Annotated in this window: 7 protein-coding genes and 3 pseudogenes; 1 reads left to right on the top strand and 9 read right to left on the bottom strand. The window is 61.6% G+C overall.

The features are described 5' to 3' along the window. The 7 genes and pseudogenes from EOA32_RS28335 to EOA32_RS28305 form a co-directional block, all read right to left on the bottom strand. A pseudogene (locus EOA32_RS28335) lies at positions 1–284 on the bottom strand (ABC transporter permease); the annotation flags it as partial. Between the two features lie 2 nt (positions 285–286). After that, a pseudogene (locus EOA32_RS28330) lies at positions 287–451 on the bottom strand (alkanesulfonate monooxygenase); the annotation flags it as partial. A gap of 83 nt (positions 452–534) precedes the next feature. Further along, the gene (locus tag EOA32_RS28325) at positions 535–1,368 is read right to left on the bottom strand and encodes a sulfonate ABC transporter substrate-binding protein (RefSeq protein WP_128373471.1); all 834 of its coding nucleotides are present in this window, start codon (positions 1,366–1,368) and stop codon (positions 535–537) included. A 391-nt stretch (positions 1,369–1,759) separates the two neighbouring features. Continuing rightward, the gene (locus tag EOA32_RS28320; RefSeq protein ID WP_128373470.1) at positions 1,760–3,106 is read right to left on the bottom strand and encodes an LLM class flavin-dependent oxidoreductase; all 1,347 of its coding nucleotides are present in this window, start codon (positions 3,104–3,106) and stop codon (positions 1,760–1,762) included. A 47-nt stretch (positions 3,107–3,153) separates the two neighbouring features. Continuing rightward, complete coding sequence (locus tag EOA32_RS28315; protein WP_128373469.1) at positions 3,154–3,900, bottom strand: ABC transporter ATP-binding protein; 747 nt, start codon at positions 3,898–3,900, stop codon at positions 3,154–3,156. Beyond that, positions 3,876–4,754: an ABC transporter permease gene (locus EOA32_RS28310; RefSeq protein WP_128373468.1), complete on the bottom strand. Its 879-nt coding sequence runs from the start codon at positions 4,752–4,754 to the stop codon at positions 3,876–3,878. Before EOA32_RS28310 ends, EOA32_RS28315 begins: the two co-directional genes overlap by 25 nt. Before the next feature lie 31 nt (positions 4,755–4,785). Then, positions 4,786–5,835, bottom strand: a complete 1,050-nt coding sequence (locus tag EOA32_RS28305) for an ABC transporter substrate-binding protein (RefSeq protein WP_245499404.1) — start codon at positions 5,833–5,835, stop codon at positions 4,786–4,788. Positions 5,836–6,959: 1,124 nt separating this feature from the next. On the opposite strand from EOA32_RS28305, the gene pmtA reads away from it, so the two are divergent. Beyond that, positions 6,960–7,553: a phospholipid N-methyltransferase PmtA gene (pmtA, locus tag EOA32_RS28300; protein WP_128373466.1), complete on the top strand. Its 594-nt coding sequence runs from the start codon at positions 6,960–6,962 to the stop codon at positions 7,551–7,553. Here the strand turns inward: pmtA and EOA32_RS28295 are convergent. Further along, complete coding sequence (locus EOA32_RS28295) at positions 7,535–8,356, bottom strand: hydroxymethylpyrimidine/phosphomethylpyrimidine kinase (protein ID WP_348632233.1); 822 nt, start codon at positions 8,354–8,356, stop codon at positions 7,535–7,537. The two genes, pmtA and EOA32_RS28295, sit on opposite strands and share 19 nt — an antisense overlap. Before the next feature lie 8 nt (positions 8,357–8,364). Then, positions 8,365–8,968: pseudogene (locus EOA32_RS28290) on the bottom strand (thiamine phosphate synthase). Between the last annotated feature and the right edge of the window lie 75 nt (positions 8,969–9,043).

Genomic DNA, 9,043 nt, shown 5'->3' with positions numbered 1-9,043 from the left:
GATATTCCGGCAAGGACTCCCAGCACGAAGCCGATGCCACCGCCGATGAGCAGGCCTTTCAGCGCGCGCTCCGTCGAGATTGTTGCATGGGTGAGGAGTGTGCCGTTGCGCAGGTTCTCCCAGAAGGCGGCGGCTACTGCGCTCGGCGCCGGCAGGAGTCGCGTCGACAGTACGCCGCTTCGCGAGGCGATCTCCCAGGCGATCAGCAGCACGATCGGGAGTGCCCAAGACGCCAGCGTCCTGAGCGCCGCTGCGCCGGTGCCATGAAGGCGCGATGGGGCCATGCTCAGGACGCCTTTCTTGCGGCCGGACGGATCTCGTTGGCGATCGTCTCGCCGAACGGACCGGTGTTGACAGAGAGCTCGGCCCTGTCCAGCGCATACGTCAGCGGCAGCAGTGGGAAGACGAGTTCGGCGAAGCGGTATGCCTCTTCCAGATGCGGGTAGACCGCGGTGCCGAGATACCTGCCGTCCCCGTGAGTCGGCAGGAACCACAGGACGTTCACGCGGCCGGGGGTGAGCTCGGCAGCAACGTTCACGACCGCGGCTTCCTTACGGCGTCGGCGATCGAGATCGAATGCGGGATCAGGCCGAGGCTGAAGAATACATCGGCGATCTTCTGCTGCGCGGCCACAATCTCCGGCGTGATCGGCTTCACGCCGTACGTCCGCCGTTCGACGGCGACTTCGAGGATATCGGCAGGAATGCCGAGCGCCGGCGAGAACTGTTCGGCCACGTCGCTGCGGTTGGCGTTGATCCACGTGTCGACCTCGCCGAGCGACGCGACGATCGTGTCGACCACATCAGGCTGGGCATCGAGGAAGTCGCGGGAGGCGAGATAGAACTCGTGGTTATCCACGACGCCGCTGCCGTTCGCCAACTGCCGGGCGCCCGTTGCTGCCTCTGCTGCCGCCAGGAACGGCTCCCAGATAACCCAGGCATCGACCGCTTGCTTCTCGAAGGCTGCGCGTGCGTCGGCCGGCGGCAGGAAACTCACCTCGATGTCCGTGTAGGCCAGCCCCGCCTTCTCGAGAGATTTGACCAGCAGGTAGTGAACGTTCGAACCCTTATTCAATGCGACCTTTTTGCCCTTCAGGTCGGCCAGTATCTTGAGCGGGCTGTCCTGCGGAACGAGGATCGCCTCGGCTTCCGGCGCCGGCGGTTCATAGCCGACATAGACCAGCGGCGCGCCGGCGGCCTGCGCCAAGATGGGCGGCGCCTCGCCGGTCGTGCCGAAATCGATCGAGCCGACGTTGAGCGCCTCGAGCAGCTGCGGCCCGGCCGGGAACTCGGTCCACTCGACCGTGTAGCCTTGCGGCTTCAATGCTGCCGGCAAGCGTGATCTTTGCGAGATACCGTGTGAACGCATTCATCAAATCGGACTCCTTCTCCAAGCCGGTCAAACTTTGATCTGCGGGCACGAACAGCGTCGCGCGGTGCGGCAATCTGTGAAGCGCCGTCGGAATTGCCCGATCGATTGAGCCTACTGAGCTAGAGAAATGCCCTCAAAGAACATTCTACTAAGTTTATAGAAATTGGAGAATGAATTGCCCTGCCAGCGACAGCTGCGGAAGAACCTGGCCCACCCAGTCTGGCAGCCGATCTCGACGGTTCAGACCTGCTCGGAGCCGTGCCTGCAGACGGGTCGCGATACGCGGAAATGGCGGCTGTCATGATCGCTCGGGTCTCCGTGGCGGCCCCACAAACCATTATGGTGTTGGCGTATCGCTTTTAGGTTGAATGCCCGATGCGAAGGTGGTTCAGGCGGTCGCCTTTTGCGGCCGGCTGAACGTATTTTCCGGACGCGGCAGACCGAAATGGTCCCTCAGCGTTGCCCCGTCATAGTCGTGTCGGAAAAGTCCGCGCTTGCGCAAGATCGGCACCACCTCCTCGGCGAATATGTCGAACCCGCCGTGCAGATAGGGCGGCATGATATTGAAGCCGTCCGCGGCACCATTGTCGAACCATTCCTGGATGTGGTCGGCGATCTGTTCGGGCGTCCCGGCCTGGACCCAATGGCCGCGCGCCCCGGCAAGGCGGTGGAGCAACTGGCGGATGGTTGGATTCTCGCGCTCGATGATGTCAAGTACGACGTGGAAGCGGCTGCTCGCACCACGCTCGCCCTCGACGCGGATAAGCTCGCGCGGAAATGGCCCGTCCAGGTCGTAGCTGGAAAGGTCGGCGTCTACGATGCGGCGTAGCTGGTGGAGGGAATATTCCGGCTGCGTCAGCTCGTTGAACTCGTCATGCAGCGCGCGGGCTTCCGCCTCGGTGGAACCGATGAAGGGGCTGATGCCGGGCAAGACCTTGACGTGGTCAGGGTTGCGGCCAACCGACTTCACGCGCGCTTTGGTGTCGGCATAAAATTCCTGCGCGTTGCCGAGCGTCTGGTGTGCTGTAAATATCGCCTCGGCATGGCGGCTTGCGAATGACCGTCCGTCTTGGGACGAACCTGCCTGCACGTAGACCGGACGGCCCTGCGGGGAGCGCGGAAGCGTGAGGGGTCCCTTCACCCGGTGATATTTGCCGATGTGGTTGATTGGGTGGATCTTGTCGGTGTCGGCAAAGATTCCGGACTGCCGGTCCGCGACGAGCGCGTCGTCCTCCCAACTGTCCCAGAGCTTCGTCACCACGTCAACGAATTCGCTTGCGCGCTCGTAACGGTCGGCGTGGGTTGGATGTCGGTCAAAGCCGAAATTCAACGCTGCGGACGCATCGCCCGTCGTGACGATGTTCCAGCCGGCGCGCCCGCCGCTCAAATGATCGACGGAAGCAAACAGCCGGGCCAGGTTGTAGGGTTCGTTGTAGGTGGTCGAAGCCGTGGCGATGAAGCCGATGCGTTCCGTCACAGCAGCGAGCGCCGAAATCCATGTCAGCGGCTCCAGCCTGAAGCGGCTTGCGTAGCGAATGTTGTCGGCAAGTGCGGGCCCATCGGCAAAGAACAGCGCGTCGAACTTGCTTGCCTCGGCCTTTTTCGCCAGTTCATGATAATAGGCGATATCCAGCACTCTCTCAGGGGCGGAATCCTTGTAGCGCCAACCGGCTTCATGATGGCCGCCAGGATAGATGAAAAGGTTGAGGTTCAACTGTCGTTTTTCGGCGGGCATAGTTGGTCCTCCTGGGTGGTGATGCTGAGCGACAAGTCTTGGGCCGCTCAGACGGGCAGCACAGGTTTTGTCTCGACGCCGAGATGACGCAGAAGTTCGGAGCGGATCTCGCCAAACCGGCAATTGCCATGATCGCGTGGCGTGGGGACATCGATTGCGATGTCGGCGGCGATCGCGCCTTCGTCGAGCACCAAAACCCGGTCCGCCAGCGTCACGGCTTCGTCCACGTCATGGGTGACCAGCAGAACGGCCGGCCGGTGCCGGGCGCAGAGCTGGCGCAGCAGATCGTGCATGCGAAGGCGGGTCAGCGCGTCCAGTGCGCCGAACGGCTCGTCTGCGAGCAGCAGCTCAGGATCACGGACAAGCGAGCGCGCCAACGCCACCCGCTGCTGCTCGCCACCAGAGAGTTCGACCGGCCATGCATTATGGCGGCCGCTCAGGCCAACCTCTTCGAGAGCTACCCGTCCACGTTCGGCGGCGTCCGGCAGGTCGAGGCCAAGAACCACATTCTCCAGCACTCGTTTCCATGGCAACAGTCGGGCATCCTGGAACACCACCGATTTCTTGTCCGGTGTTTCGAGTCGGCCGGAGCCGGAGACTTTGTCATCGAGATCGGCGAGCGCGCGCAACAATGTACTCTTGCCCGACCCGCTACGGCCGAGAAGGGCGACGAACTCCCCCTTCTCGATGTCGAGGCTGAGGCCGTCGAGGATCGTTCGCGGCCCGAAACTTCTCACAAGGCTCTCGACCCGCACAACGGGCGCGCCGCTCAATCCGCCAAGGTGCGACGCCATGACAGCGACCTTTCCTGGAAGAAGCGGACGATGCCGTCGGAGGCGAGACCGAGCAACGCGTAGACGACGAGGCCGACGATGATGATGTCGGTCTGGCCGTAGTTGCGCGCGAGATCGATCATGTAGCCGATGCCGCTGGTGGCATTGACCTGTTCGACCACCACCAGAGACAGCCAGGCATAGGTCACCGCAAAACGCAGGCCAAGGAAGAACCCTGGAAGGGCGCCGGGCAGGATGACCTGGCGGATGAATTCGCCGTAGCCCATTCGCAAGGTCTGGGCCAGTTCGACATAACGGCTGTCTATGCTGCGCAAGCTGCTGTGGGTCTGGATGTAGATCGGGATCAGGACAGCCAGCGCGATGGCCGTCACCTTCATGCCCTCGCCGATGCCGAACCACAGCATCAGCAGCGGGATCAGAGCGAGCGTCGGTATCGCCCGCTTGATCTGAACTGGGCCGTCGATGATGGCCTGGCCAAGCCGCGACAAACCTGAAATGAGAGCAAGGATCATCCCGATCAGGATTCCGAACACCAGCCCCTGTGCTGCCCGCCAGGCAGACGTCATCAAATGATGCTGAAGCTTCTCTTCGGCGATGAGATCGATGGCGGTGCCGACAACCGACCAAGGCGCCGGCAGCGTTCTAGGATCGATCAGGCCGGCGATACTGCCGATGGACCAGATCACAAGAAGAAGTGCAGGCCCGATCAGCGCGCCAAACGGGATCGTTCGCCCAAGTGCGAGTCGCCTCGTCCCGGTCTTGCGGGGCTCCACGGCGGGCGGGATCAACAACCTTTCATCCGATGCGGCAGGAAAGGCGGGGGCAACTGCGGCGGTGTTGGAGAATGCGTTCATCGGTGTCGTCTCCGGTCTCGGGAAGCAGGCGTCAGGAGGCGTTCAGCGCGTTTGTGGCGATCGCCTCGAAGCGCCTGTCGAACAGGTCCTCGGCCTTGATCGCGGGCTTGTTCAACTCCTTGGCCAGGAGATCGATCGTCGCCTGCTGGCGCACGATCACGTCGTTCCAGTCGGCGGGGATGTCGAACTGACCATCAGCGTCGACCAGATACTGGCCATCTTCTGTGTTGAGGCCCTGGGTGGCGACGTAGTACCCCTCGATCCACTCCTTGGGATGCTCTTCCACCCAACGGGCGGCTAGCGCCCAGTAGCGCACATATTCGCCGAGAGCGGCTGCTTTGGCCGGGTCGTCAAGCACGGCTTGTGGGGCATAGAGATGGGCTGGATCATCGCGCAAGCCGTGCGGGATGGTGGCAGCGCCGTCGGCGCCATACTGGCGCAGATAGCGCTTGATGAGGACGCCCGAGATCGGCGCGACGTCGACTTGCTTGCCGGCAAGTGCCACCGGATAGGCATCGCCTTTGCTGGGCAGTTCGATGAGATCTACATCTTCCTTTTCCAGGCTGGCGGCCTGCAGGATTCTCAACACAAGCGCGCCTTGTGCCTGACCGGGGCTGAAAGCAATCCGTTTGCCGCGCAGATCCGCGAGCGGCTTGACCTCGACGCCCGGTGCAATGCCGAGTTGATAAATTGGATGCGCAATCGGATCTTTGCGGAATTTCGCGGCAATGATCTTGACCTTGAGCCCCGTCCAGGTCGCGTGGATTGGCGGGATGTCGGCGACGGATCCGACGTCCAACGCGTTGGCGCGAAAAGCTTCGATTGTCTGTGGACCGCCGCTGATATTGGCCCATTCGACCTTGAACGGCAGTTGATCGATGAGGCCGGAGAGTTCCAGTGCCCTTTGCGTCTCGGGATCGCCGATGCGAAGCACCGTGCCATCCGGGATTTTGGTCGGCAGACCCGCGTCCGGACCGCCCGCCTGGGCAATGAGGGGGGAGAAAGAAGCGACCAAGCCTACCGCGAACGCGGTCACGAACCCACCAAACCTCCTTCTTGAAAATCTCTCCACAGCTAACACCATCGTCTTGCTCCAGTTTGGGGAAGGCTCCGAATTTCGCTTCTAGTATGTCGAGCGTTTTGGTAGACTATAAAAGTATCAGGTGCTGTTCTTTGCCACTCAAAGGAAACGCTGTTCGCCTCGAATGCTCTTTCGGAGCACGCGCCGCCCAACAACAGGCGGCTTAGGGCGCTGCAGAGCAGCTGGCGTTTCTGGCCGATGCCAACTTGCGTCCGTCGCTAAAAGCGGTCCCTGATGCCCATACGTCTTGCATCGAGCTTCGACTTGGAACGGCAGGTCCAAAGCGTGAAGCCGCCTAGCAGAAAAATTGCTTTGGCTCCGGTCGTGTAAGAGCAGGCACTATGACCTGCGCCGTGTACCGGCCGTTAGGAACGGCCGGGGTCGCAATCTGCTTTCTCTAACAGAGCGAGGCCGGCTTCGTAAGGACCGGAAGAGCTACTGTTTCCTTTTCGAAGGATTCCCTGGAAAGTCTTCTGCCTGAACCTCATTATTATGGTCCAGCTGTCGTATTTTCCAAGGCCATTGCACGGTAGAGTTATAGCACCTTGCCGCCTGCGCGGCAGAGAAGGCTATGGCAAAGCCGGAACAACGGTAAGACGGCGCAGACCGTCAGGCTCTTTCAAAAAACCATTCAGAGGGGATCGTCATCATTGATCCGGCGGTCGGGAGGCTCGGCCGGTTGAAAAGAGGATGTTGGCAATGGGGCGGCCACGAGATAGCTGGGGTGATCCACGCCACGCACTTGCACGGATCACCTGCCAAAATGGCGGACCGGTCCCGGAATCGAGCCGCCGTCGCGGGTTTTTTGCGGCCGTAGCGGCCTCGCTGTCTGCTGTGCGCCTGGCGAAGCCCGCAGCAGATGAGAAACCTGCGTGCGTCGCGCTGGCGCTGATGGTGCAGCCGGAGATACGGCTGCTCGAGGAGCCATGAGCCAGATTTCCATACAGGAAGAACTGGCGCGCATCTGAGCAAGAAAAACGTCATCATGGTGGACAAGGGCGTGCCAGCCGGCGCGGGCGTTTCGCGCCTCCGGCGCGGCAATCATCCCTGTGAATCAGGCTTGTCTATATGGCGAAACTTCGACAAAAAGTCGCTCCGACGCGGATCGGGAGAAGGGAGCGGATATGGTCTTTCGATTGAAAGAGCGACTTGGCAAGAAACTTGAGGAAGAAGTGCAATTCTTCAAATGTTGGCAGAAGGATAAGAAAGGTGTGGGCGCACTCATGCCCACGTCGATCCATGCGGCGCGCCGCATGGCTAGTGTGGTCAACCCGCATTCTGGATTGCCGGTTTTGGAGCTTGGTGCCGGGACTGGTGTCATCACCAGGGCCATCCTGGAAAGAGGCATCCAACCGCATCGGGTGACTTCGGTCGAATATTCCAAGGATTTTTATGATGGCCTGGTGCGACGCTTTCCGGGAGTGGATTTCCGCTTGGGCAATGCGTTTGCCCTGGAAGAAATTCTGGGGGAGCGCCGGGAAAAGTTCGATTGTGTCATAAGCGCAGTGCCGATGTTGAGCTTTCCGATGCAACAGCGCCTCACACTGCTCGAGGATTTGCTTGCACGAATCCCCGCTGGGCGACCTGTGATCCAAATCACCTACGGTCTTCTGTCACCGGTGCTCAAAATGCCCGACCGTTACATCGTTTCTCACTATGATTTCGTCGTTCGCAATGTTCCCCCCGCACAACTCTGGACCTATCGACGGGCAGTGTGAAACCACAGGGACCCAAGCGACAGGTGGCTTTCGGAATCCTTGTACAGGACTGCAAAGCCGACTGAACTTATGCTGGGCCAGCCATTCGCGCCTTGGCTGGACCGCTTCTTGGCGTTGCGTACGCTTTCTTCCAGCGACACTCCGAGCGCAAGCGAGGCGGCAATCGCGCTGGAGAGCATGCAGCCCGTCCCTCGCATCTTGCGCGGCAGGCGCGGCGCCACAAATCGAAGGGCAGGGCGGTCCGGCTGCACCAGCAGGTCGACTGCCTCGCTGCCGCGCGCATGACCGCCCTTGACGAGAACGGCGGTCCGGACCGTTTTGGATAATTCCTCACCCTTGCGGCAGGCGCGTTCCTCATCGGGTGGGGTCGCCGATCCGATCAGCACGGCCAGTTCCAGCCTGTTGGGCGTGACAATCCGGCAAAGCGGCATGAGGTGGCGACGCAGCGCGGCGACAGCGTCTTCGACAATCAACGCGCCGCCGGACGAAGAGGCGAAAACCGGGTCCAGCACCACCGGAATATCGGAGTGATCCCGCAGAACCGTCGCGGTTTCCGCGATTGCGCCGGTTGTGCCAAGCATCCCGATTTTGATTGCCTTTACGCTATTGGAGGCAATCGCTGCCCGCATCTGGGCTGCGACAATGCCGGGCGGCATTTGCTCGATCCACTCGACAGACAGATGCGTCTGGGCGGTCACAGCCGTGACGGCGACGGATGATCTGAGGCCCATCGTCGCGATCGTCTCGACGTCGCGCGTGACTCCAGCTCCGCCGCTGGAATCCGAGCCGGCGACAATCAGCACATGCCGCGTCATCGCCATTGGGCCGTCGCCGCAAGCCATTTGAGGACACGAACCTCGGGACGCGCGTTGCGGACGATGTCGGTCACGGCCGCGGCGCTCTCAGCGCCCTGAGCGAAGACGCCGTTTGCGCGCTCGATGGTCAGCCCGCCGATGGCAACGAGCGGAAGGTCGCCGACGCGCTGCTTCCAGACAGCGATGCGGTCGAGCCCCTGCGGCGCCCATTTCATGGCTTTGAGTGTGGTGGGGTAGATCGGACCGAGCGCGACATAATCCGGCTCGGCCGCAAGCGCGGTTTTGAGCTCGGTGTCGTCGGGGTGCTGAGGCCCAGTCTGATGCCCGCCTGCCGGATCGCCTTCAGATCGGCTCGTGCGAGATCCTCTTGGCCAAGATGGACGAAGTCGCAGCCTTCTTCGATGGCGAACCGCCAGTATCGTTGACGACGAGCTGGCAGCCGTGGCGTTCACATATCGCCATCGAAGAGCGGATCTGCTGGCGCAGCGAAAACTCGTCCTTGTCCTTGATGCGCAGTTGGACCAGCTTCACGCCAAGCGGCACCAGACGCTCGATCCACGCGCTGGAGTCAACGATCAGGTAGAACGGATCGAGCTTCATTAAAACGCTGCCATGTCGATGACGGGCGTGGAGGGAACGGCCATGTCGCGCGGCTCGAGCAGGCCGGCGCAATGT

This window comes from Mesorhizobium sp. M1A.F.Ca.ET.072.01.1.1 (genome assembly GCF_004023325.1).
Classification (GTDB): Bacteria; Pseudomonadota; Alphaproteobacteria; order Rhizobiales; family Rhizobiaceae; genus Mesorhizobium.
Note: the sequence above shows the minus strand (reverse complement) of the source record. Positions and strands in the feature narration are given on the sequence as shown.